At 54.6% G+C, this 23,915-nt stretch carries 17 protein-coding genes, 4 tRNA genes and 2 rRNA genes; all 23 read right to left on the bottom strand.

The annotated features are described in order from the left end of the window. Positions 1-3: 3 nt before the first annotated feature. Positions 4-639: a 50S ribosomal protein L3 gene (gene rplC / locus GH769_RS21880; RefSeq protein ID WP_032904130.1), complete on the bottom strand. Its 636-nt coding sequence runs from the start codon at positions 637-639 to the stop codon at positions 4-6. A gap of 81 nt (positions 640-720) precedes the next feature. Then, on the bottom strand, positions 721-1,032 hold the full coding sequence (gene rpsJ / locus GH769_RS21885) for a 30S ribosomal protein S10 (protein WP_003186070.1): 312 nt from the start codon (positions 1,030-1,032) through the stop codon (positions 721-723). Between the two features lie 158 nt (positions 1,033-1,190). Next, positions 1,191-2,384 carry an elongation factor Tu gene (gene tuf / locus GH769_RS21890; RefSeq protein ID WP_005791980.1) on the bottom strand — a complete coding sequence of 398 codons (1,194 nt, stop codon included), beginning with the start codon at positions 2,382-2,384 and terminating at the stop codon, positions 1,191-1,193. 30 nt (positions 2,385-2,414) lie between these two features. Beyond that, the gene (fusA, locus tag GH769_RS21895; protein ID WP_003194651.1) at positions 2,415-4,520 is read right to left on the bottom strand and encodes an elongation factor G; all 2,106 of its coding nucleotides are present in this window, start codon (positions 4,518-4,520) and stop codon (positions 2,415-2,417) included. 30 nt (positions 4,521-4,550) lie between these two features. Then, positions 4,551-5,021, bottom strand: a complete 471-nt coding sequence (gene rpsG / locus GH769_RS21900; protein WP_002555493.1) for a 30S ribosomal protein S7 — start codon at positions 5,019-5,021, stop codon at positions 4,551-4,553. Positions 5,022-5,139: 118 nt separating this feature from the next. After that, positions 5,140-5,511: a 30S ribosomal protein S12 gene (gene rpsL / locus GH769_RS21905; RefSeq protein ID WP_002555494.1), complete on the bottom strand. Its 372-nt coding sequence runs from the start codon at positions 5,509-5,511 to the stop codon at positions 5,140-5,142. 216 nt (positions 5,512-5,727) lie between these two features. Further along, entirely contained in the window at positions 5,728-9,927 is a 4,200-nt protein-coding gene (gene rpoC / locus GH769_RS21910; protein ID WP_003194653.1) for a DNA-directed RNA polymerase subunit beta', read from the bottom strand. 64 nt (positions 9,928-9,991) lie between these two features. Next, positions 9,992-14,065: a DNA-directed RNA polymerase subunit beta gene (gene rpoB, locus GH769_RS21915; protein ID WP_019819139.1), complete on the bottom strand. Its 4,074-nt coding sequence runs from the start codon at positions 14,063-14,065 to the stop codon at positions 9,992-9,994. A 219-nt stretch (positions 14,066-14,284) separates the two neighbouring features. Then, positions 14,285-14,650, bottom strand: a complete 366-nt coding sequence (gene rplL, locus GH769_RS21920; RefSeq protein ID WP_020302454.1) for a 50S ribosomal protein L7/L12 — start codon at positions 14,648-14,650, stop codon at positions 14,285-14,287. 78 nt (positions 14,651-14,728) lie between these two features. After that, the gene (gene rplJ / locus GH769_RS21925; RefSeq protein ID WP_003232405.1) at positions 14,729-15,229 is read right to left on the bottom strand and encodes a 50S ribosomal protein L10; all 501 of its coding nucleotides are present in this window, start codon (positions 15,227-15,229) and stop codon (positions 14,729-14,731) included. A 199-nt stretch (positions 15,230-15,428) separates the two neighbouring features. Continuing rightward, positions 15,429-16,124, bottom strand: coding sequence for a 50S ribosomal protein L1 (gene rplA / locus GH769_RS21930; RefSeq protein WP_003176434.1), 696 nt, complete (start codon positions 16,122-16,124; stop codon positions 15,429-15,431). Continuing rightward, complete coding sequence (gene rplK / locus GH769_RS21935; protein WP_003176435.1) at positions 16,124-16,555, bottom strand: 50S ribosomal protein L11; 432 nt, start codon at positions 16,553-16,555, stop codon at positions 16,124-16,126. Before rplK ends, rplA begins: the two co-directional genes overlap by 1 nt. A gap of 116 nt (positions 16,556-16,671) precedes the next feature. After that, the gene (gene nusG, locus GH769_RS21940) at positions 16,672-17,205 is read right to left on the bottom strand and encodes a transcription termination/antitermination protein NusG (protein WP_003176436.1); all 534 of its coding nucleotides are present in this window, start codon (positions 17,203-17,205) and stop codon (positions 16,672-16,674) included. Between the two features lie 9 nt (positions 17,206-17,214). Beyond that, the gene (gene secE, locus GH769_RS21945) at positions 17,215-17,583 is read right to left on the bottom strand and encodes a preprotein translocase subunit SecE (RefSeq protein WP_003194658.1); all 369 of its coding nucleotides are present in this window, start codon (positions 17,581-17,583) and stop codon (positions 17,215-17,217) included. 45 nt (positions 17,584-17,628) lie between these two features. Next, positions 17,629-17,704: transfer RNA gene (locus GH769_RS21950), tRNA-Trp, on the bottom strand. Positions 17,705-17,847: 143 nt separating this feature from the next. Continuing rightward, positions 17,848-17,923 (bottom strand) — tRNA-Thr (locus GH769_RS21955). A 26-nt stretch (positions 17,924-17,949) separates the two neighbouring features. Next, positions 17,950-18,023: transfer RNA gene (locus tag GH769_RS21960), tRNA-Gly, on the bottom strand. 24 nt (positions 18,024-18,047) lie between these two features. Beyond that, positions 18,048-18,132: transfer RNA gene (locus GH769_RS21965), tRNA-Tyr, on the bottom strand. A gap of 142 nt (positions 18,133-18,274) precedes the next feature. Further along, positions 18,275-18,721 (bottom strand): hypothetical protein, encoded by a 447-nt coding sequence (locus GH769_RS21970; RefSeq protein ID WP_014720155.1) that lies wholly within the window; start codon positions 18,719-18,721, stop codon positions 18,275-18,277. Positions 18,722-18,728: 7 nt separating this feature from the next. Further along, a complete protein-coding gene (locus GH769_RS21975) occupies positions 18,729-19,478 on the bottom strand; it encodes a pantothenate kinase (protein WP_014720156.1) in 750 nt (249 codons plus the stop codon). Beyond that, on the bottom strand, positions 19,468-20,427 hold the full coding sequence (gene birA / locus GH769_RS21980; RefSeq protein ID WP_014720157.1) for a bifunctional biotin--[acetyl-CoA-carboxylase] ligase/biotin operon repressor BirA: 960 nt from the start codon (positions 20,425-20,427) through the stop codon (positions 19,468-19,470). Before birA ends, GH769_RS21975 begins: the two co-directional genes overlap by 11 nt. A gap of 155 nt (positions 20,428-20,582) precedes the next feature. Then, positions 20,583-20,698: ribosomal RNA gene (gene rrf / locus GH769_RS21985) — 5S ribosomal RNA — on the bottom strand. 155 nt (positions 20,699-20,853) lie between these two features. Beyond that, positions 20,854-23,745 (bottom strand): 23S ribosomal RNA (locus GH769_RS21990). Between the last annotated feature and the right edge of the window lie 170 nt (positions 23,746-23,915).

The following is a 23,915-nucleotide window of genomic DNA, read 5'->3' on the forward strand; positions in this document are numbered from 1 at the left end:
CCCTTAACCGCGAGCCTTGGCCGCTGGACGTACAACCAGGTTGCCGCCAGTAGCGCCAGGAACAGCACCCTTGACCAACAACAGATTGCGTTCAGCGTCGACGCGCACTACTTCGAGGGACTGCACGGTCACGCGCTCAGCGCCCATATGACCGGACATTTTTTTGCCCTTGAATACACGACCAGGAGTCTGGCACTGGCCAATAGAGCCCGGGACGCGGTGGGAAACGGAGTTACCGTGAGTGTTGTCTTGACCACGGAAATTCCAACGCTTGATCGTACCCTGGAAGCCTTTACCCTTGGACTGACCGGTTACATCAACCAGTTGACCAGCGGCGAAGATTTCAGCGTTGATCAGATCGCCAGCCTGGTAGTCGCCGTCTTCAAGACGGAACTCCATAACAGTACGACCAGCTACAACGTTTGCTTTAGCGAAGTGACCTGCTTGAGCAGCAGTCACGCGCGAAGCACGACGCTCGCCGACAGTGACTTGCACTGCACGATAGCCATCGGTTTCTTCAGTTTTGAACTGGGTGACGCGATTCGGTTCGATCTCAATGACCGTGACCGGAATGGAGACACCTTCTTCGGTGAAAATACGGGTCATACCGCATTTACGACCGACTACACCAATAGTCATGTTGTAAACCTCATGAGTGTACGGGGCTTTCACCCGCTATGGCCGCCCATTTCAGAGCGTTACACGACTAAGACCCAAGTCTTAGCCGAGGCTGATCTGTACTTCCACACCGGCCGCCAGATCGAGCTTCATAAGTGCATCAACGGTTTTATCCGTTGGCTGGACGATGTCCAGTACGCGCTTATGAGTACGGATCTCGTACTGGTCACGCGCGTCTTTGTTGACGTGCGGGGAGACCAGAACGGTGAACCGCTCTTTACGGGTAGGCAGTGGAATTGGACCACGCACTTGAGCACCAGTACGTTTCGCGGTTTCCACGATTTCCTGGGTGGATTGGTCGATCAGGCGATGGTCAAAAGCCTTCAACCTGATACGGATTTGCTGATTTTGCATTGGATTTCAGACTCCGGCTGCTATTCCCACCGGGCGCAATACGCCCGTTAAAAGGAGGCGCAATTCTATAGACGCCCTAGATAGGTGTCAACCCAATAAAAAAGGCCCCCGCTAAGCGGGGGCCTTCTCAAAACATCAAAGCTCACTCGAAAGAGAGATTACTCGATGATTTTAGCTACAACGCCAGCACCAACGGTACGGCCGCCTTCACGGATTGCGAAGCGCAGACCGTCTTCCATTGCGATGGTTTTGATCAGGGTAACAGTCATTTGAATGTTGTCACCCGGCATTACCATTTCAACGCCTTCTGGCAATTCGCAGTTACCGGTCACGTCAGTAGTACGGAAGTAGAACTGTGGACGGTAGCCTTTGAAGAACGGAGTATGACGGCCGCCTTCTTCTTTGCTCAGAACGTAAACTTCTGCGGTGAACTTGGTGTGCGGCTTGACCGAACCTGGCTTAACCAGAACCTGGCCACGCTCAACGTCGTCACGCTTGGTACCACGCAGCAGAACGCCGCAGTTCTCGCCAGCACGACCTTCGTCGAGCAGTTTGCGGAACATTTCAACACCGGTGCAGGTGGTGACAGTAGTGTCACGCAGACCAACGATTTCCAGTGGATCCTGAACGCGAACGATACCGCGCTCGATACGACCAGTCACAACAGTACCGCGACCAGAGATCGAGAATACGTCTTCGATTGGCATCAGGAACGGCTTGTCGGTCAGACGAACTGGTTCTGGGATGTAGCTGTCCAGAGTTTCAACCAGTTTACGAACGGCAGTGGTGCCCATTTCGTTTTCGTCATTGCCTTCCAGAGCCATACGAGCAGAACCGATGATGATCGGAGTGTCGTCACCTGGGAAGTCGTAAGTGCTCAGCAGATCGCGCACTTCCATCTCAACCAGTTCCAGCAGCTCAGCGTCGTCTACCAGGTCAGCCTTGTTCAGGAAAACCACGATGTACGGAACGCCAACCTGGCGGGACAGCAGGATGTGCTCACGGGTTTGTGGCATCGGACCATCAGCGGCCGAGCAAACCAGGATCGCGCCGTCCATCTGGGCAGCACCAGTGATCATGTTCTTCACATAGTCAGCGTGACCTGGGCAGTCAACGTGAGCGTAGTGACGAATAGTCGAGTTGTACTCAACGTGCGCGGTGTTGATGGTGATACCACGAGCTTTTTCTTCTGGTGCGCTGTCGATCTTGTCGAAGTCAACACGAGCCGAACCGAAAACTTCGGAGCAGACGCGAGTCAGAGCAGCGGTCAGAGTGGTTTTACCGTGGTCAACGTGGCCGATGGTGCCAACGTTTACGTGCGGTAGGGAACGATCAAATTTTTCTTTAGCCACGACAATTAACTCCTTGCCTAAAGGACTGAATCAGCCTTGTTTTTTGGATACAGTTTCAGCGATGTGCGCCGGAGCTGTGTTGTATTTTTTGAATTCCATAGAGTAGCTTGCGCGACCCTGGGACATGGAGCGAACGTCGGTCGCATAACCGAACATCTCACCCAACGGAACCTCGGCGCGAATCACTTTGCCGGAAACCGTGTCTTCCATACCCAAGATCATGCCGCGACGACGGTTAAGGTCGCCCATGACATCACCCATATAGTCTTCAGGTGTAACAACTTCTACCGCCATGATTGGCTCAAGCAACTCACCACCGCCCTTCTGGGCCAGTTGCTTGGTTGCCATGGAAGCAGCCACCTTAAACGCCATCTCGTTGGAGTCGACGTCGTGGTAAGAACCGTCAAAAACGGTTGCTTTCAGGCCGATCAGCGGATAGCCGGCAACAACACCGTTCTTCATCTGCTCTTCGATACCCTTCTGGATAGCAGGGATGTATTCCTTAGGAACAACACCACCTACTACTTCGTTCACGAATTGCAGACCTTCCTGACCTTCGTCAGCAGGAGCAAAACGGATCCAGCAGTGACCGAACTGACCACGACCGCCGGATTGACGAACGAACTTGCCTTCGATTTCGCAGTTCTTCGTGATGCGCTCACGATAGGAAACCTGAGGCTTACCGATGTTGGCTTCGACGTTGAACTCACGGCGCATCCGGTCAACCAGGATGTCCAGGTGCAGTTCGCCCATGCCAGAGATGATCGTTTGACCAGTCTCTTCATCAGTTTTGACGCGGAAAGATGGATCTTCCTGAGCAAGCTTGCCCAGAGCGATACCCATTTTTTCCTGGTCATCCTTGGTTTTAGGCTCTACGGCAACCGAGATAACCGGCTCCGGGAAGTCCATGCGAACCAGGATGATTGGCTTGGCAGCGTCGCACAAAGTTTCACCAGTGGTGACGTCCTTCATGCCGATCAGGGCCGCGATGTCACCAGCGCGCACTTCCTTGATCTCTTCACGGGCGTTTGCGTGCATTTGCACCATACGACCCACGCGCTCTTTCTTGCCTTTAACCGAGTTGATCACGCCGTCGCCGGAGGCCAACACGCCCGAGTAAACGCGGACGAAGGTCAAAGTACCCACGAATGGGTCAGTAGCGATCTTGAACGCCAGAGCCGAGAACGGCTCGTTGTCGTCAGCATGACGCTCCATTTCTTCTTCCTCGTTATCAGGGTTGGAACCCTTGATAGCAGGAATGTCGGTTGGAGCAGGCAGGTAGTCGATAACGGCGTCGAGAACCAGGGGAACACCCTTGTTCTTGAACGAGGAACCGCAAACAGCCAAGACGATCTCACCAGCGATAGTACGCTGACGCAGAGCGGCCTTGATTTCCACGTTGGTGAGTTCTTCACCTTCGAGGTACTTGTTCATCAGCTCTTCGCTGGCTTCGGCAGCAGCCTCAACCATGTTGTTGCGCCACTCGTCAGCCAGTTCCTGAAGTTCTTCAGGGATAGGCTTACGAACAGGAACCATACCTTTGTCGGAATCATTCCAGTAAACAGCTTCCATGTTGATCAGATCGATCTGACCCTGGAAGTTGTCTTCGGAACCGATAGCCAACTGGATAGGCACCGGAGTGTGACCCAGACGCTGCTTGATCTGACCGATCACGCGCAGGAAGTTGGCACCAGCACGGTCCATCTTGTTTACATAAACAAGACGTGGAACACCGTACTTGTTGGCTTGACGCCATACGGTTTCCGACTGAGGCTCAACACCCGAGGTGCCGCAGAACACAACGACAGCGCCGTCGAGTACGCGCAGGGAACGTTCAACTTCAATGGTGAAGTCTACGTGGCCCGGGGTATCGATTACGTTGAAGCGATGCTCATCTTTGTACTGCTTCTCGGAACCCTTCCAGAAGGCGGTAATAGCAGCAGAAGTAATGGTAATACCACGCTCCTGCTCCTGAACCATCCAGTCTGTGGTCGCGGCGCCGTCATGCACCTCGCCCATTTTGTGACTTTTGCCGGTGTAAAACAGTACGCGCTCGGTGGTGGTGGTTTTACCAGCATCCACGTGAGCGACGATACCGATGTTACGGTAGCGGCTAATCGGAGTAGTACGAGCCATAAAGCCCTCGCAAAATTAGTGAAGCTAAAATTAGAAGCGGTAGTGCGAGAAAGCTTTGTTGGCTTCAGCCATACGGTGCACGTCTTCACGCTTCTTAACAGCAGCACCTTTACCTTCAGCAGCGTCCAACAGTTCGCCGGCCAAACGCAGAGCCATAGACTTCTCGCCGCGCTTACGGGCGAAGTCTACCAACCAGCGCATTGCCAGAGCGTTACGACGGGACGGGCGAACTTCAACCGGAACCTGGTAAGTAGCACCGCCTACACGGCGCGACTTCACTTCGACCAGCGGAGCGATGGCGTCGAGAGCTTTCTCGAAGATTTCCAGGGGGTCGCTGTTCTTGCGTTCTTTAACCTTTTCCAGCGCGCCATAAACGATACGCTCGGCAACGGCTTTCTTGCCGCTTTCCATTACGTGGTTCATGAACTTGGCCAGGATTTGGCTTCCGTATTTTGGATCGTCAAGCACTTCGCGCTTGGCTGCTACGCGTCTTCTTGGCATGGATAAGCCCTCAAACGGTCTTCAGGTTCGCTCGGAATCGGTGCCCTTTCGGGACGCCTCCGACCTTACTCTTATCGACTCAGAAAATAAGATGATTCAGGTTTACAAAAAGCCGCTACTACTTAGGCTTCTTGGTACCGTACTTCGAACGACCCTGGTTACGACCTTTAACGCCGGAAGTATCCAAGGAACCGCGTACGGTGTGATAACGAACACCTGGCAAGTCTTTTACACGACCGCCGCGGATCAGTACCACGCTGTGCTCTTGCAGGTTGTGGCCTTCACCGCCGATGTACGAGGAAACCTCGAAACCGTTGGTCAGACGCACACGGCATACTTTACGCAGTGCCGAGTTAGGTTTTTTCGGCGTGGTGGTATACACACGGGTGCATACGCCACGACGTTGCGGGCAGTTCTGCAGCGCAGGTACGTCGGATTTCTCGACGATACGCTTACGCGGCTGACGTACCAGCTGGTTGATAGTTGCCATCTACTAGCTCCACTGTTGTCTTGCGACGCTATTGTCTTGCAAGAAAAGCAAAATGGCAGGAACGAATTCCCGCCAAATTTAGGGGTACAAGAGTCTAAAGAGGATCTTGTCCCCAGTCAAGGCAAGGCCCCGACCTCCCCTCGCGTCGAACCGGGGCAAAAATGCCTCGATCCGACGAACGGGAGTGCCAGGGCCCAGACTCATCTATCGCAGAACTCAGTTACCGCTTGAGTTCAGCGCTTCGGTCAGTGCAGCTTCCACTTCACTGGCGCTTACGCGCAGCGGCTTGTCAGCATCACGGCGACGCTTACGCTCGCTGTGATAAGCCAAACCGGTACCTGCCGGGATCAGACGACCCACGACTACGTTTTCTTTCAGGCCGCGCAGGTAATCGCGCTTGCCGGTTACCGCTGCTTCCGTCAGTACGCGAGTGGTCTCCTGGAAGGAGGCCGCCGAGATGAACGACTCAGTGGACAACGACGCCTTAGTGATACCCAGCAACACGCGAGTGAACTTGGAGACAAATTTCTCTTCGTTCGCCAGGCGCTCGTTTTCTACCAGTACGTGAGTCAGTTCCATCTGGTCGCCCTTGATGAAACTGGAATCGCCGGATTCAGCGATTTCAACTTTACGCAGCATCTGACGCAGGATGGTCTCGATGTGCTTGTCGTTGATCTTCACGCCTTGCAGACGGTAAACGTCCTGGATCTCGTTAACGATGTACTTGGCCAGCGCACTCACACCCAGCAGACGCAGGATATCGTGTGGATCGCTCGGGCCGTCGGAGATAACTTCGCCGCGGTTTACCTGTTCGCCTTCGAACACGTTCAGGTGACGCCACTTCGGAATCAGCTCTTCATACGGATCGCTACCGTCGTTCGGGGTAATGACCAGACGGCGCTTGCCCTTGGTCTCTTTACCGAACGCGATGGTGCCGCTGACTTCAGCCAGAATCGACGCTTCTTTCGGACGACGAGCTTCGAACAAGTCGGCAACACGCGGCAGACCACCGGTGATGTCACGGGTCTTCGAAGTTTCTTGCGGGATACGCGCGATAACATCACCGATCGCGATCTTCGCACCATCCGCTACACCGACCAGGGCGTTGGCTGGCAGGAAGTACTGAGCGATTACGTCAGTGCCTGGCAGCAACAGGTCCTTGCCGTTGTCGTCGACCATCTTCACGGCAGGACGGATGTCTTTGCCGGCAGCTGGACGATCTTTGGCGTCGAGTACTTCAATGTTGGTCATACCGGTCAATTCGTCAGTCTGACGCTTGATCGTGATGCCTTCTTCCATGCCCACGTAGGTCACGGTACCTTTCATTTCGGTAACGATTGGGTGAGTGTGCGGATCCCACTTGGCCACGATTGCGCCAGCGTCGACCTTGTCACCTTCTTTAACCGAAATCACAGCACCGTACGGCAGCTTGTAACGCTCACGCTCACGACCGTAGTCATCAGCGATTGCCAGCTCACCGGAACGGGACACAGCAACCAAGTGGCCATCCACTCGCTCAACGTGCTTGAGGTTGTGCAGACGGACGGTACCGCCATTCTTAACCTGAACACTGTCGGCTGCGGAGGTCCGGCTTGCCGCACCACCGATGTGGAACGTACGCATGGTCAGCTGGGTACCCGGCTCACCGATGGACTGGGCAGCGATAACGCCGACCGCTTCACCGATGTTCACCTGGTGACCACGAGCCAAGTCACGGCCGTAGCACTTGGCGCAGATGCCGTAGCGGGTTTCGCAGCTGATCGGCGAGCGAACGATCACTTCGTCGATGCTGTTGAGTTCGATGAACTCGACCCACTTCTCATCCACCAGGGTACCGGCAGGAACGATAACTTCCTCGGTGCCTGGCTTGAATACGTCACGGGCAATAACACGACCCAATACGCGCTCACCCAGCGGCTCTACAACGTCACCGCCTTCAATGTGCGGAGTCATCAGCAGGCCGTGCTCGGTGCCGCAATCGATCTCGGTTACAACCAGATCTTGTGCAACGTCTACCAGACGACGAGTCAGGTAACCGGAGTTAGCGGTTTTCAACGCGGTATCCGCAAGACCCTTACGAGCACCGTGAGTAGAGATGAAGTACTGGAGTACGCTCAAACCTTCACGGAAGTTCGCAGTGATCGGCGTTTCGATGATGGAACCGTCCGGCTTGGCCATCAGGCCACGCATACCGGCGAGCTGACGGATCTGCGCAGCAGAACCCCGTGCGCCCGAGTCGGCCATCATGTACATCGAGTTGAAGGACTCCTGGTCAACTTCGTCGCCGTGACGGTCGATGACTTTCTCTTTCGAGAGGTTGGCCATCATCGCCTTGGACACTTCGTCGTTGGCCTTGGACCAAAGGTCGATCACTTTGTTGTACTTCTCGCCCTGGGTTACCAGGCCGGAGGCGTACTGGCTCTCGATCTCTTTCACTTCGTCAGTGGCAGCACTGATGATGCGGGCTTTTTCATCCGGGATAACGAAGTCGTTAACGCCGATGGAAACGCCGGAGATAGTCGAGTAAGCGAAACCTGTGTACATCAACTGGTCAGCGAAGATAACGGTCTCTTTCAAACCAACCACGCGGTAGCACTGGTTGATCAGCTTGGAGATCGCCTTTTTCTTCATCGGCAGGTTGACGACGTCGTACGACAGACCTTTTGGAACAACCTGGTACAACAGCGCACGGCCGACAGTGGTGTCGACGATACGGGTGTTGCTCACGCTGCCGCCGTCACGGTCGTTGACGGTTTCGTGGATCCGCACCTTGACCTTGGCGTGCAGTGCGGCTTCGCCGGCACGGAACACACGGTCAACTTCCTGCAGGTCAGCAAACACACGACCTTCGCCTTTGGCGTTGATCGCTTCACGAGTCATGTAGTACAGACCCAATACAACGTCCTGCGACGGAACGATGATTGGCTCACCGTTGGCTGGCGACAGAATGTTGTTGGTCGACATCATCAACGCACGCGCTTCCAACTGGGCTTCCAGTGTCAGCGGTACGTGCACGGCCATTTGGTCGCCGTCGAAGTCGGCGTTGTACGCGGCACAGACCAGAGGATGCAGCTGGATAGCCTTACCTTCGATCAGTACTGGTTCAAACGCCTGGATACCCAGACGGTGAAGGGTCGGTGCACGGTTGAGGAGAACCGGGTGTTCGCGAATCACTTCGGCGAGAACGTCCCAAACTTCGGGCAGTTCGCGCTCGACCATTTTCTTGGCCGCTTTGATGGTGGTCGCCAGACCACGCATTTCCAGCTTGCCGAAGATGAATGGCTTGAACAGCTCAAGTGCCATCTTCTTGGGCAGACCGCACTGGTGCAGACGCAGGGTCGGGCCTACGGTAATTACCGAACGACCGGAGTAGTCAACACGCTTACCGAGCAAGTTCTGACGGAAACGACCTTGCTTACCCTTGATCATGTCAGCCAGGGATTTCAGAGGGCGCTTGTTGGAACCGGTGATAGCGCGACCACGACGACCGTTGTCGAGCAAGGCATCCACAGCTTCCTGCAACATACGCTTTTCGTTGCGCACGATGATGTCCGGAGCGGACAGATCAAGCAGGCGCTTCAAGCGGTTGTTACGGTTGATCACGCGGCGGTACAGGTCGTTGAGGTCGGACGTCGCGAAACGACCACCGTCCAACGGCACCAGCGGACGCAGGTCTGGCGGCAGAACCGGCAGAACGGTCAGCACCATCCACTCTGGCAAGTTGCCGGAACCCTGGAAGGCTTCCATCAACTTCAGACGCTTGGACAGTTTCTTGATCTTGGTTTCGGAGTTGGTTTGCGGAATTTCTTCGCGCAGACGACCAATCTCGTGTTCCAGGTCGATAGCGTGCAGCAGCTCGCGGACAGCTTCGGCACCCATGCGGGCATCGAAATCGTCACCGAACTCTTCCAGCGCTTCGAAGTACTGCTCGTCGTTCAGCAGCTGACCCTTTTCAAGGGTGGTCATGCCTGGATCGATAACGACATAGCTCTCGAAGTAGAGAACACGTTCGATATCACGCAGGGTCATGTCCATCAGCAAGCCGATACGGGACGGCAGCGATTTCAGGAACCAGATGTGGGCAACCGGCGAAGCCAGTTCGATGTGCGCCATGCGCTCACGACGAACCTTGGCCAGCGCAACTTCAACGCCGCACTTCTCGCAGATCACACCACGGTGCTTCAAGCGCTTGTACTTACCGCACAGGCACTCGTAATCCTTTACCGGGCCAAAGATCTTGGCGCAGAACAGGCCGTCACGCTCAGGTTTGAACGTACGGTAGTTGATGGTTTCCGGCTTTTTAACTTCACCGAACGACCACGAACGGATCATCTCAGGCGATGCCAATCCAATACGGATGGCGTCGAACTCTTCGACTTGACCCTGGTTTTTCAGCAAATTCAGTAGGTCTTTCAAGGCCTTTCCTCCTGGCGGAGCAGAGAGCGGGCCAAACGGCCACGCTCTCGATTCGCGTCACGTGTTATTCGGTTTCCAGATCGATATCGATGCCGAGGGAACGAATTTCTTTGATCAACACGTTGAAGGACTCGGGCATGCCCGGCTCCATACGGTGATCGCCGTCCACGATGTTTTTGTACATCTTGGTACGACCGTTCACATCGTCCGACTTCACTGTGAGCATTTCTTGCAGAGTGTATGCAGCACCGTATGCTTCCAGTGCCCAGACCTCCATCTCCCCGAAACGCTGACCACCGAACTGAGCCTTACCACCCAGCGGCTGCTGGGTAACCAGGCTGTACGAACCGGTAGAACGAGCGTGCATCTTGTCGTCTACCAAGTGGTTCAGCTTCAGCATGTACATGTAGCCAACAGTAACCGGGCGCTCAAACTTGTTGCCGGTACGGCCGTCGAACAGCTGCATCTGGCCGCTTTCCGGCAGGTCTGCCAGTTTCAGCATGGCCTTGATTTCGCTTTCCTTGGCACCGTCGAACACCGGGGTAGCCATTGGAACGCCGCCGCGCAGGTTCTTCGCCAGATCCAGGATTTCCTGGTCGGAGAAGGTGTCCAGCTCTTCGTTGCGACCGCCGATCTCGTTGTAGATCTCGTGCAGGAACTTGCGCAGGTCTGCGACCTTGCGCTGCTCTTCGATCATACGGTTGATCTTCTCGCCCAGACCTTTGGCCGCGAGGCCCAGGTGGGTTTCAAGGATCTGACCAACGTTCATACGCGAAGGTACGCCCAACGGGTTAAGGACGACGTCGACCGGGGTGCCATTGGCATCGTGCGGCATGTCTTCAACCGGCATGATCACGGAGACCACACCTTTGTTACCGTGACGACCGGCCATCTTGTCGCCCGGTTGGATGCGGCGACGGATTGCCAGGTAAACCTTGACGATTTTCAGCACGCCTGGAGCCAGGTCATCGCCCTGCTGCAGTTTGCGCTTCTTGTCTTCGAACTTGTCGTCCAGCAGACGGCGGCGATCAACGATATAGGCCTGGGCCTTCTCGAGCTGCTCGTTCAGAGCGTCTTCAGCCATGCGCAGTTTGAACCACTGGCCGTGCTCAAGACCGTCGAGAATTTCGTCGGTGATGTCCTGACCTTTCTTCAGACCTGCGCCGCCTTCAGCCTTGTGGCCTACCAGAGCGGAACGCAGACGTTCGAAGGTCGCGCCTTCAACGATACGGAACTCTTCGTTCAGGTCCTTGCGGATCTCGTCGAGCTGGGTCTTCTCGATGGACAGTGCACGAGCATCACGCTCAACGCCGTCACGGGTGAAGACCTGTACGTCGATGACAGTACCCTTGGTACCGGTAGGTACACGCAGGGAAGTGTCTTTAACGTCGCTGGCTTTTTCACCGAAGATGGCACGCAGCAGCTTCTCTTCCGGCGTCAGTTGGGTCTCGCCTTTCGGAGTGACCTTACCGACCAGGATGTCGCCAGCGCCAACTTCAGCACCTACGTAAACGATACCGGCTTCGTCCAGCTTGTTCAGTGCAGCTTCACCCACGTTCGGGATGTCTGCAGTGATTTCCTCTGGCCCAAGCTTGGTATCACGTGCCACACAGGTCAGTTCCTGGATGTGGATCGTGGTGAAGCGGTCTTCTTGAACCACACGCTCGGACAGGCAGATGGAGTCTTCGAAGTTGAAGCCGTTCCATGCCATGAACGCGATGCGCATGTTCTGACCCAGAGCCAGCTCACCCATGTCGGTGGACGGGCCGTCGGCCATGATGTCGCTACGCTGAACGCGATCACCCTTGCTCACCAGCGGACGCTGGTTGATGCAGGTGTTCTGGTTCGAGCGGGTGTATTTGGTCAGGTTGTAGATGTCGACACCGGCTTCGCCAGTTTCTACTTCGTCATCGGCAACACGAACCACGATACGGCTGGCATCAACGGAGTCGATCACGCCGCCACGACGAGCCACGACGCAAACGCCGGAGTCACGGGCTACGTTGCGCTCCATGCCGGTACCTACCAGCGGCTTGTCAGCACGCAGGGTCGGTACAGCTTGACGCTGCATGTTGGAACCCATCAACGCACGGTTGGCGTCATCGTGTTCCAGGAACGGGATCAGCGACGCTGCAACCGACACTACCTGCTTCGGAGAAACGTCCATCAAGGTGACGTCTTCCGGCGCCTTGACGGTGAACTCGTTCAAGTGACGAACAGCTACCAGCTCGTCGATCAGGACTTTCTTGTCGTTCATCGTGGCCGAAGCCTGAGCGATCACGTGATCAGCTTCTTCGATGGCGGACAGGAACACGATCTCGTCGGTGACCAGAGCGTCTTTCACCACACGGTACGGGCTTTCGAGGAAGCCGTACTGGTTGGTGCGCGCATAAGCGGCCAGGGAGTTGATCAGACCGATGTTCGGACCTTCCGGCGTTTCGATCGGGCAAACACGACCGTAGTGCGTCGGGTGTACGTCACGAACTTCAAAGCCTGCACGCTCACGGGTCAGACCGCCCGGGCCCAGTGCAGAAACACGGCGCTTGTGGGTGATCTCGGAGAGCGGGTTGTTCTGGTCCATGAACTGCGAAAGCTGGCTGGAACCGAAGAACTCTTTCACCGCCGCAGCCACTGGCTTGGCGTTGATCAGGTCTTGCGGCATCAGGCCTTCGCTTTCAGCCATCGACAGACGTTCTTTGACCGCACGCTCAACACGCACCAGGCCAACACGGAACTGGTTCTCGGCCATTTCGCCTACGCAGCGAACACGACGGTTACCCAAGTGGTCGATGTCATCGACGATGCCTTTGCCGTTACGGATGTCGACCAGGGTCTTCAGTACCGCAACGATGTCTTCCTTGCACAGCACGCCCGAACCTTCGATCTCGGTACGACCGATACGACGGTTGAACTTCATCCGGCCGACCGCAGACAGGTCATAGCGCTCAGGGCTGAAGAACAGGTTGTTGAACAGGGTTTCGGCAGCGTCTTTGGTTGGTGGCTCACCAGGACGCATCATGCGATAGATCTCGACCAGCGCTTCCAATTGGTTGCTGGTGGAGTCGATCTTCAGTGTGTCGGAGATGAACGGACCGCAGTCGATATCGTTGGTGTACAGGGTCTCGATGCGAACAACCTGGGCCTTGGCGATCTTGGCCAGGATCTCGGTGTTCAGCTCGGTGTTGCACTCAGCCAGGATTTCGCCTGTAGCCGGGTGAACGATGACCTTGGCGGTAGTGCGACCCAGGACGTAGTCCAGTGGCACTTCCAGCTCTTTGATACCGGCTTTTTCGATCTGGTTGATGTGGCGCGCAGTGATACGACGGCCAGCCTCAACGATGACCTTGCCTTTTTCGTCCTGGATGTCCAGTACAGCAATTTCACCACGCAGACGCGAAGCGATCAGCTCCAGCTTGAGGGTTTCATCCTTCAGGCTGAATACGTTGGTGGTATAGAAAGCATCCAGCACTTGCTCAGTGGTGTAACCGAGCGCGCGCAGCAATACCGAGGCCGGCAGCTTGCGACGACGGTCGATACGCACGAACACGCAGTCTTTCGGGTCGAACTCGAAGTCCAACCACGAACCGCGGTACGGAATGATCCGCGCGGAGTACAGGAGTTTGCCGGAGCTGTGCGTCTTGCCGCGGTCGTGGTCGAAGAACACGCCCGGGGAACGGTGCAGCTGGGAAACGATTACACGCTCGGTACCGTTGATTACGAAGGTACCGTTTTCAGTCATCAGTGGGATTTCGCCCATGTAGACTTCTTGCTCTTTGATGTCCTTGATCGCTTTGTTCGACGATTCTTTGTCGAAAATGATCAGACGGACTTTTACCCGCAAAGGTACGGCGTACGTAACGCCACGCAACACGCATTCTTTGACATCAAATGCCGGTTCGCCCAGGCGATAACCGACGTACTCCAGCGCAGCATTGCCGGAGTAGCTGATGATCGGGAAAACGGATTTGAAGGCCGCATGCAGGCCCACGTCGCGGAACTGATCTTTGGTCGCTCCCGCCTGCAAGAATTCACGATACGAATCCAGCTGGATAGCCAGAAGGTACGGGACATCCATGACGTCCGGCAACTTGCTAAAGTCCTTGCGGATACGTTTTTTCTCAGTATATGAGTAAGCCATCAGCGTTCCCCAGCTTGGTCACCTGCTTGTTTGGCCCCTCCGACGGGAGCAGCCAGAAAATCTTGCAAACCCCATGGTTTGCACCACCGCTTCGGGTGGCTACAGCGCGTTAATGGCGGCGACCGAGTCGACAGCCAAGAACGGAAAAAGGCCGGTGGCAAGAGCCACCAGCCATCAGCCTTCAGCTTAACGCTTGGGCTGGAGACGCAAGGTCGATGCTTACTTCAGCTCGACTTTAGCGCCTGCTTCTTCCAGAGTAGCTTTGGCTTTGTCAGCTGCGTCTTTAGTAACAGCTTCCAGAACCATGGCAGGAGCGCCGTCAACTACAGCCTTGGCTTCTTTCAGGCCCAGACCGGTCAGTTCACGTACTGCCTTGATCACGTTTACTTTCTTCTCGCCAGCTTCGGTCAGCATGACGTTGAATTCGGTTTGCTCTTCAACAACGGCAGCAGCAGCAGCTGGACCGGCGGAAGCAGCGGCAGCGGAAACGCCGAATTTTTCTTCGAAAGCTTTGATCAGCTCAACAACCTGCAGAACCGACATTTCAGCTACGGCGTTGAGGATATCGTCTTGGGAGATAGACATTGCTGTATTTCCTGAATTGGGGGACGGCCTACGCGGCCATCGAAATAAACAAAAATACGCGAGAGAGGTTGCTCAGCCTTAGGCTGCGGCAGCTTCTTTTTGCTCGCGAACTGCAGCCAGAGTACGAGCCAGCTTGCTGGTAGCGCCTTGAATCACGCTCATCAGCTGCGAAATGGCTTCGTCGCGGGTCGGCAGTGTTGCCAGTACGTCGATTTGGTTAGCTGCGAGGAACTTGCCCTCGAACGCAGCTGCCTTGATCTCGAACTTATCCTGACTCTTGGCGAACTCTTTGAACAAACGGGCAGCAGCGCCCGGATGATCCTTGGAGAATGCGATCAGAGTCGGGCCAGTGAACACGTCGTTGAGAACACTGTATTCAGTGTCAGCAACGGCGCGCTTGAGCAGGGTGTTACGTACAACACGTACGTATACGCCAGCTTCACGAGCCTCTTTACGGAGTCCGGTCATAGCGCCTACTGTCACACCACGGGCATCAGCCACGACAGCGGACAGAGCAGCTTTGGCAGCCTCGTTGACTTCAGCGACGATGGCCTTCTTGTCTTCGAGATTAATTGCCACGGGTTTAACTCCTGCTTGTTACCGTTTCATCTGGCCGAGGCCGGATGTCGTTTTGGTGTCTGATTCGGTAAGGAACCGGGAGCACCATCTGCGTAGGCTTGTTGGTTTAAGACTTGCGTCGCCTACGGTCTTGGATAGCCCCCGCCAGGCAGGGACCCCAATCTTTCAATTGGCGCAATCGCTTGCGCCAACTTGTGTCTTATACGTCCAGCGAGCCTTGGTCGATGACCAGACCTGGGCCCATAGTGGTGCTCAGGGTAACGCGCTTGACGTAGATACCTTTCGAGGAAGCAGGCTTGATACGCTTCAGATCAGCGATCAGGGCTTCAACGTTTTCCTTCAGCTTGACGGCATCGAAGCCGACTTTGCCAACGGAGGTGTGAATGATGCCGTTTTTGTCGGTGCGATAACGAACCTGACCAGCCTTGGCGTTTTTAACCGCGGTAGCTACGTCTGGAGTTACGGTGCCGACTTTAGGGTTAGGCATCAGGCCACGTGGACCGAGGATCTGACCCAACTGACCTACAACACGCATTGCATCCGGGGAAGCAATAACGACGTCATAGTTCAGGTCGCCGCCTTTCATTTCGGCAGCCAGGTCGTCCATGCCAACGCGATCAGCACCAGCGGCCAGAGCAGCTTCAGCAGCTGGGCCTTGGGTGAAGACAGCAACACGTACAGTCTTGCCAGTGCCGTGTGGCAGCACAGTAGCGCTACGAACGACCTGGTCGGATTTACGTGGGTCAACACCCAGGTTCACAGCAACGTCAACAGACTCGCTGAACTTGACAGTCGACAGCTCGGTCAGCAGGGCAGCAGCGTCTACGAAGTTGTAGGACTTGCCTGCTTCGATCTTGCCGGCGATAGCCTTTTGGCGCTTGGTCAGCTTAGCCATTACACACCCTCCACGTTAAGGCCCATGCTACGAGCAGAACCGGCGATGGTACGCACGGCTGCATCCATATCAGCTGCAGTCAGATCCGCGTTTTTGGTTTTCGCGATTTCTTCCAGCTGAGCACGGGTTACGGTGCCAACCTTAACGGTGTTAGGACGAGCGGAACCGCTGGTCAGACCGGCAGCTTTCTTCAGCAAAACCGAAGCCGGGGTCGACTTGGTTTCGAAGGTGAAGCTACGGTCGCTGTATACAGTGATGATCACTGGAGTCGGCAGACCTGGCTCAAGACCCTGAGTACGGGCGTTGAAGGCCTTGCAGAATTCCATGATGTTCACGCCGTGCTGACCCAGAGCTGGACCGACGGGTGGGCTAGGGTTGGCCTGAGCGGCCTTCACTTGCAGCTTGATGTAAGCGGTAATCTTCTTGGCCATGAGGCACTCCAATTACGGGTTCAAACGCCTCGAAAGGCTCCCCGGTTACTTGCGCGTTTATCCCAGTGACGACAAAACCCCACAGCCTAGGCTGCGGGGTTGGGATGCTTGCCCAGCTAGACCTTTTCGACCTGGCTGAACTCCAACTCTACCGGGGTAGAGCGACCGAAAATGAGCACTGCCACTTGGATCCGGCTCTTTTCGTAGTTAACTTCTTCGACCGTACCGTTAAAATCAGCGAACGGACCGTCTGTAACGCGAACAACCTCACCCGGCTCGAACAATGTCTTCGGCTTGGGCTTGTCGCTACCATCAGCAACACGACGCAGAATTGCTTCCGCCTCTTTGTCGGTGATCGGAGCAGGCTTGTCGGCAGTACCGCCAATGAAGCCCATGACGCGAGGGGTATCCTTGACCAAGTGCCAAGTACCTTCGTTCATGTCCATTTGTACCAGCACGTAGCCAGGGAAGAACTTGCGTTCGCTTTTGCGCTTCTGCCCATTCCGCATTTCAACCACTTCTTCAGTGGGAACCAGAATTTCGCCGAAGCCATCTTCCATGCCTGCCAGCTTTACGCGCTCCAGCAAAGAGCGCATAACATGCTTCTCGTAACCCGAGTAAGCATGCACAACGTACCAACGCTTAGCCACGGGACACCCTTAGCCAACAATCAAGGAAACAAGCCAGCCGAGCAGGGAATCAAGCCCCCACAACAGCAACGCCATAACCAGAACAACAGCCACGACAATCAATGTGGTCTGAGTGGTTTCTTGGCGAGTCGGCCAAACGACTTTACGGATTTCGGTGCGAGCTTCCTTAACCAGTACCGCGAACGACTTGCCTTTGGCAGTCTGCAGGCCTACAAAGGCGGCTACAGCAGCGAGGGCAAGCAAAGCGAGTACACGGTACAGGATCGGCGAAGCAGAATAGTACTGATTGCCAACAACGCCTACGACCACCAAGGCGACTACAGCGAGCCACTTTACCAGATCGAAACGAGAGCTTTGAGCTTCAGCCTTAGGAGTCATCTATGAAGATCCTGTGAAAAGAAAGCCAGACACACCACGTGAATCTGGCAGGTCAGGAGGGAATCGAACCCCCAACCTACGGTTTTGGAGACCGTCGCTCTGCCAATTGAGCTACTGACCTAAAACAAAATCAGGCCGACCATTATGCAGGCCTGAAAAAGACTTTACAACAACCAACCCCACAAGACCTGAAACATCGAACAACATTCAAGCCGAGGCAGCTGTTAAAACAAAGGCAGATATTTTCATATCTGCCTTGTCATATGGAGCTCTTGAGCGGATTTGAACCGCTGACCTCACCCTTACCAAGGGTGTGCTCTACCAACTGAGCTACAAGAGCGAAACACCTTGCACAACCTGCAAACTTGGAGCGGGTAGCGGGAATCGAACCCGCATCATCAGCTTGGAAGGCTGAGGTTCTACCACTAAACTATACCCGCGGAGCTTGCAGCTCACGCTAAAAATGGTGGAGGGGGAAGGATTCGAACCTTCGAAGTCGTAGACGTCAGATTTACAGTCTGATCCCTTTGGCCGCTCGGGAACCCCTCCTAAGCGAGCCGGCATTTTACATCACGCCGACCTTCTGTCAAGCATTTTCTCATTTAAATTATGAGGTTAGCTGCATTGACGGTCGCTTTGCACTGTAGCCCTTAAAGGTCTTCACTGCGAAGCGGGCGCCATTCTATGCAAACTATTCGAGAGTTGCAATGCCTTCACACAGCATTATTTTATGTTTTAACTCATTGAATTCATTAGCAAGGCTTTCAAAGGGCAGATCGTCAGCCAGGCGACGGCTCTCAGGGGCTACACGCAACCAATAACCCGAGGCGTCCGGCGCATTCAGCAACTGTACCTTGACCTTGATATCCAGGCTGGTGAGCCTCTGCTCGAGAGAGGAGGCTTGGCGTCGATCAGTGAACCCACCGATGTACAAGCAGGTATTCTGCGCCTCTGCCGGCCTCGCTCGATCACGCCGCGCCACCGCATCTGCCGACTCACTCAGGAGGCGAATATCTTGTTGTGCCCCCCGATGGAGACTCAAGGGCGTGACATCCTTGGCCCGCAATGGCGCCTCTTGCTGATGCCAGACGTAATAGAAAACATTGAGGACCAGTAAAAGTAAAAACAGCCAGCGCATAATCACCTCAAGACAAAGGACACGCCATTGCCAAACCAACAAACACCAGATCCGGGACCAGCCGAGCTTGAGGCGCAGCATCCCTCACCAGGTCAGCATCGCCGCCAGTGAGGAAGACTGTGAAATCCTCCCCCCAATAGCCTCGCGCCAACTCGAGCTGGGTCAGCACAAACCCTCTAAGCATGAGCGTACACCCACGCTCGACGGCCTCTACGGTCGTACGACCAGGAGAGAGACGTTCCACAGCCCGCTCAGCGGCCGCGTCGTCATAGCGTATCTTGCGGGTATGGGTTCGCAGTTGATTACGCATAAGCGGCATACCCGGGCAAATAAACCCACCCAGGTGCCCACCGTCCGGACCAATAAAATCTGCTGTCGCCGCTGTACCAAAGTCGAGTACCAGGCATGCACCTGACGCCAACTTGAACGCGCCTAGCATGGCCAGCCATCGATCCATCCCCAGGCGCTGGAAGTCTTCGTAGCCGTTGCGCACTCCGCCCATTTCTTGAGCAGAGGTTGCACAGGAAACAGCAACGCCAAATGCCGCTACCAAGGCAGCTATCAGCTTATCGGTCTCCTCAAGCGCGCGAACACTCACTAACCGACAACGCGTGAGCAATAGACCAGGCAAAGCCACCAAACTATCGATCAGCGCGATATCTGAACCTGCGATACCTTCCGCGCGAACAGTTGCCTCACTCAACTCAAGAACACGCCATTTGATAAAGCTATTTCCACAGTCGAGCTCAAGAATCATCACGCAACCTCAGGCTTAACTCACCACCGCTGTATATTTTCTCAACGCCACCGACATCCAAACGCAAGGCGCCCTGACGATCCACGCCCAGCACAACCCCATCAATCTGATTGACGCCCGCGATAAGCGACACGGACTTCCCCTGCCACGCGTGATGCTGCTCCCATTCGTCTTGCAACCCTGCAAAACCCGCAGCCTTGTGTCGATCTAGGTAGGCTTGGAGTTGCAAACCCAGTCGCGCCACCAGGTGATTGCGATCAACTGAAAAGCCCGTCTCAAGCTGCATCGAGGTCCACTGCTGATCAACATCAGCTGCCCTCTGCATATTCACATTGATACCTATCCCTAGCACAACGTGACAGATATCCGCGGGATCTCCCACCAGCTCAAGCAAGATGCCTGAGATTTTCTTGTGCCCAACCAAGACGTCGTTTGGCCACTTCAAAGCCGCGCCCTGCACACCCGACTCACGCAGAGCCTGCAGGACTGCCAGTCCTACCACCAGACTCAACCCTTCCAGTTGCCGCAGACCACCCTCAATACGCAATACAAGGCTGTAGTAAACGTTTTGCGCAAATGGGCTGACCCATTTACGGCCTCTGCGCCCCCTACCAGCCGTCTGCTGCTCCGCTAGCACAACAAAAGGTGCCGCACTACCCGCATCGACAAGACGTAAAGCCTCGGCATTAGTGGAGTCAATGGAATCGAAAATATGAACGGGCCAAGATAGGGAAGTCGCCTCCCGAGAAACCTCCTGCGCATTCAAAAATACCAATGGCGCAGCCAATCTATACCCACGACCCCGAACCTTATGGATAGGAAGATTCAATTCTGCCTCAAGATGCTGAAGCTGCTTCCACACGGCACTGCGACTAACGCCCAGGGCGGCGCCAAGCGCTTCTCCAGAATGGAACTGACCATCTTTCAGAAGTTTCAACAACGTCAGCATGCACATATCGCCTCAGAATGAGGCACGCATGATAGCCATGCGCAGGGTCATTGCATAGAAAGGGTGGATATCAGTATTGATCGACGCCCCACAAGATTTTCGAGCGTCCAAAACAAAACCCCAACTGCTTTCGCAATTGGGGTTTCGGAATTTAATCTTGACGATGACCTACTCTCACATGGGGAAACCCCACACTACCATCGGCGATGCATCGTTTCACTGCTGAGTTCGGGATGGGATCAGGTGGTTCCAATGCTCTATGGTCGTCAAGAAATTCGGGTACTGAGTCGTGACCAGTTGGTCTCGCTTCAGCAAATTGGGTATGTGATAGATCGTGGTGTTTGTGAGCGTCGAACTTTCGGTTCATTGCGTCTTCACACACCGCAATCTGGTCTCTCTCGAGTTCGCAAATTGCTTGGGTGTTATATGGTCAAGCCTCACGGGCAATTAGTATTGGTTAGCTCAACGCCTCACAGCGCTTACACACCCAACCTATCAACGTCGTAGTCTTCGACGGCCCTTCAGGGAACTCAAGGTTCCAGTGAGATCTCATCTTGAGGCTAGTTTCCCGCTTAGATGCTTTCAGCGGTTATCTATTCCGAACATAGCTACCCGGCAATGCCACTGGCGTGACAACCGGAACACCAGAGGTTCGTCCACTCCGGTCCTCTCGTACTAGGAGCAGCCCCTCTCAAATCTCAAACGTCCACGGCAGATAGGGACCGAACTGTCTCACGACGTTCTAAACCCAGCTCGCGTACCACTTTAAATGGCGAACAGCCATACCCTTGGGACCGGCTTCAGCCCCAGGATGTGATGAGCCGACATCGAGGTGCCAAACACCGCCGTCGATATGAACTCTTGGGCGGTATCAGCCTGTTATCCCCGGAGTACCTTTTATCCGTTGAGCGATGGCCCTTCCATACAGAACCACCGGATCACTAAGACCTACTTTCGTACCTGCTCGACGTGTCTGTCTCGCAGTCAAGCGCGCTTTTGCCTTTATACTCTACGACCGATTTCCGACCGGTCTGAGCGCACCTTCGTACTCCTCCGTTACTCTTTAGGAGGAGACCGCCCCAGTCAAACTACCCACCATACACTGTCCTCGATCCGGATAACGGACCTGAGTTAGAACCTCAAAGTTGCCAGGGTGGTATTTCAAGGATGGCTCCACGCAGACTGGCGTCCACGCTTCAAAGCCTCCCACCTATCCTACACAAGCAAATTCAAAGTCCAGTGCAAAGCTATAGTAAAGGTTCACGGGGTCTTTCCGTCTAGCCGCGGATACACTGCATCTTCACAGCGATTTCAATTTCACTGAGTCTCGGGTGGAGACAGCGCCGCCATCGTTACGCCATTCGTGCAGGTCGGAACTTACCCGACAAGGAATTTCGCTACCTTAGGACCGTTATAGTTACGGCCGCCGTTTACCGGGGCTTCGATCAAGAGCTTCGCGTTAGCTAACCCCATCAATTAACCTTCCGGCACCGGGCAGGCGTCACACCCTATACGTCCACTTTCGTGTTTGCAGAGTGCTGTGTTTTTAATAAACAGTCGCAGCGGCCTGGTATCTTCGACCGGCATGAGCTTACGGAGCAAGTCCTTCACCCTCACCGGCGCACCTTCTCCCGAAGTTACGGTGCCATTTTGCCTAGTTCCTTCACCCGAGTTCTCTCAAGCGCCTTGGTATTCTCTACCCAACCACCTGTGTCGGTTTGGGGTACGGTTCCTGGTTACCTGAAGCTTAGAAGCTTTTCTTGGAAGCATGGCATCAACCACTTCGTTACCTAAAAGGTAACTCGTCATCAGCTCTCGGCCTTAGAATCCCGGATTTACCTAAGATTCCAGCCTACCACCTTAAACTTGGACAACCAACGCCAAGCTGGCCTAGCCTTCTCCGTCCCTCCATCGCAATAACCAGAAGTACAGGAATATTAACCTGTTTTCCATCGACTACGCTTTTCAGCCTCGCCTTAGGGACCGACTAACCCTGCGTCGATTAACGTTGCGCAGGAAACCTTGGTCTTTCGGCGTGGGTGTTTTTCACACCCATTATCGTTACTCATGTCAGCATTCGCACTTCTGATACCTCCAGCAAGCTTCTCAACTCACCTTCACAGGCTTACAGAACGCTCCTCTACCGCATCACTTACGTGATACCCGTAGCTTCGGTGTATGGTTTGAGCCCCGTTACATCTTCCGCGCAGGCCGACTCGACTAGTGAGCTATTACGCTTTCTTTAAAGGGTGGCTGCTTCTAAGCCAACCTCCTAGCTGTCTAAGCCTTCCCACATCGTTTCCCACTTAACCATAACTTTGGGACCTTAGCTGACGGTCTGGGTTGTTTCCCTTTTCACGACGGACGTTAGCACCCGCCGTGTGTCTCCCATGCTCGGCACTTGTAGGTATTCGGAGTTTGCATCGGTTTGGTAAGTCGGGATGACCCCCTAGCCGAAACAGTGCTCTACCCCCTACAGTGATACATGAGGCGCTACCTAAATAGCTTTCGAGGAGAACCAGCTATCTCCGAGCTTGATTAGCCTTTCACTCCGATCCACAGGTCATCCGCTAACTTTTCAACGGTAGTCGGTTCGGTCCTCCAGTTAGTGTTACCCAACCTTCAACCTGCCCATGGATAGATCGCCCGGTTTCGGGTCTATTCCCAGCGACTAGACGCCCTATTAAGACTCGCTTTCGCTACGCCTCCCCTATTCGGTTAAGCTCGCCACTGAAAATAAGTCGCTGACCCATTATACAAAAGGTACGCAGTCACCCAACAAAGTGGGCTCCCACTGCTTGTACGCATACGGTTTCAGGATCTATTTCACTCCCCTCTCCGGGGTTCTTTTCGCCTTTCCCTCACGGTACTAGTTCACTATCGGTCAGTCAGTAGTATTTAGCCTTGGAGGATGGTCCCCCCATATTCAGACAAAGTTTCTCGTGCTCCGTCCTACTCGATTTCATGACTAAGAGATTTTCGCGTACAGGGCTATCACCCACTATGGCCGCACTTTCCAGAGCGTTCCGCTAATCTCAAAGCCACTTAAGGGCTAGTCCCCGTTCGCTCGCCACTACTAAGGGAATCTCGGTTGATTTCTTTTCCTCAGGGTACTTAGATGTTTCAGTTCCCCTGGTTCGCCTCTTGCACCTATGTATTCAGTACAAGATAACCATCTTATGATGGCTGGGTTCCCCCATTCAGACATCTCCGGATCAAAGTCTGTTTGCCGACTCCCCGAAGCTTTTCGCAGGCTACCACGTCTTTCATCGCCTCTGACTGCCAAGGCATCCACCGTATGCGCTTCTTCACTTGACCATATAACCCCAAGCAATCTGGTTATACTGTGAAGACGACATTCGCCGAAAATTCGAATTTCTCAATTAAGAGAACTCACAAATTTTACCTTAGCCTGATCCGTTACCAGTGAAAGTAACGTTCAGTCTATCTTTCTATCACATACCCAAATTTTTAAAGAACGATCCAAT

The sequence above is a fragment of the Pseudomonas sp. CFSAN084952 genome, assembly GCF_009648855.1.
GTDB lineage: Bacteria > Pseudomonadota > Gammaproteobacteria > Pseudomonadales > Pseudomonadaceae > Aquipseudomonas > Aquipseudomonas paracarnis.